Raw genomic sequence first — 1,404 nt, forward strand, 5'->3', positions numbered from 1 at the left:
TCATCCGTCTTTAGCTAAGCGAAGAACCGCATGACTGCGGCGGCTTATCGGTGTTACTTTTCGGAAGGAATGAGGAGGCAACGAGTGTGTACAACGAAGCCTCCTCACACGATGTTGAACGTCGCCTCACTAACCTCCTTCCTTCTGAAGCGCTCGAAGACCACGCCGATGCTGTCGGCGTGGTCGAGCGCGAAGGGAAGCTTCAGATCCCACCACTCGTCTGGTCGTTCGCGTTCGGCTTCGCCGCAGGCGAAAGCCGAACGCTTGCGGCCTTCAGACGCACCTACAACTCCACTGCTGATGAATCGCTCTCTCCGGGAGGCTTCTATCAGCGGTTGACTCCGACGCTCGCAGAGTACCTCCGCGACCTCGTCGAATACGGGTTCGACGAGGTCGCTGTCCCTCACACCGTCTCTGATGAGTTCGACCGCTTTCGAGATGTGATGATTGCTGATGGAACCGTCCTGCGGTTGCACGAGCTGCTCTCCGAAGAGTACAAAGCACGTCACGAGGAGCAGGCTGGAGCGAAGCTCCACCTGCTCCACAACGTCACCGACCAGACGGTCGAACACTTCAGCATCACGGACGAGAAAACGCACGACAGCACGTTGTTCAACACAGGATCGTGGCTAGAAGGACGGCTAGCGATTTTCGATCTCGCCTACTTCAAGTATCGGCGGTTCGCGCTGATCGACGAGAACGACGGCTACTTCGTGAGTCGACTGAAAAAGAGCGCAAACCCGGTTGTGACGGAGGAATTACGGGAATGGCGCGGCCGCGCCATTCCCTTGGAAGGTGAGAAAATCTTCGACGTCGTGGACGACCTCTCCCGCAAGTACATCGACGTCGAAGTCGAGGTTGAGTTCGACCGGAGAGAGTACGCGGGTACGCAGTCACGAGATACGAAACGGTTCCGTGTCGTCGGCGTCCGCAACGAGGACGCCGACGACTACCATCTGTACATCACGAACCTCTCTCGGGAGGAGTTTCTCCCGGCCGATCTAGCGATGATCTACCGATGTCGATGGGAGGTAGAGTTGCTGTTCCGAGAACTCAAGACACAGTACGAACTGGACGAGTTCGACACGACGAAGAAGCACATCGTAGAGATTCTGCTGTACGCAGCGCTGTTATCCTTGATCGTGAGTCGTGATTTGCTTGGTCTGGTCAGAGAGCACGCTGATGATGGGATCGTGTTCCCGCCGGAACGCTGGGCGGCGACCTTCCGGTCGCACGCCCAGCTCATCCTCCGCGAACTGAGGGACTATCTCGCCTACTCGCCGCCGCCACTGCTAGAGCGACTGATCGAAGACGCTCAGAAGATCCACAAGCAACGACCGATCCTTCGAGAACAGCTCGCTACCACCATCCAACCGACTGCTGAGGCTTAGCTAAAGACCAATG

At 57.2% G+C, this 1,404-nt stretch carries 1 protein-coding gene; it reads left to right on the top strand.

Going from position 1 to position 1,404, the window contains the following annotated elements; genetic code table 11:
* Positions 1–86 precede the first annotated feature (86 nt).
* A complete protein-coding gene (locus BBD46_RS16485; protein ID WP_058828703.1) occupies positions 87–1,391 on the top strand; it encodes an IS4 family transposase in 1,305 nt (434 codons plus the stop codon).
* Positions 1,392–1,404: the final 13 nt, after the last annotated feature.

Source organism: Natrialba sp. SSL1 (assembly GCF_001861355.1).
Taxonomy (GTDB): domain Archaea; phylum Halobacteriota; class Halobacteria; order Halobacteriales; family Natrialbaceae; genus Natrialba.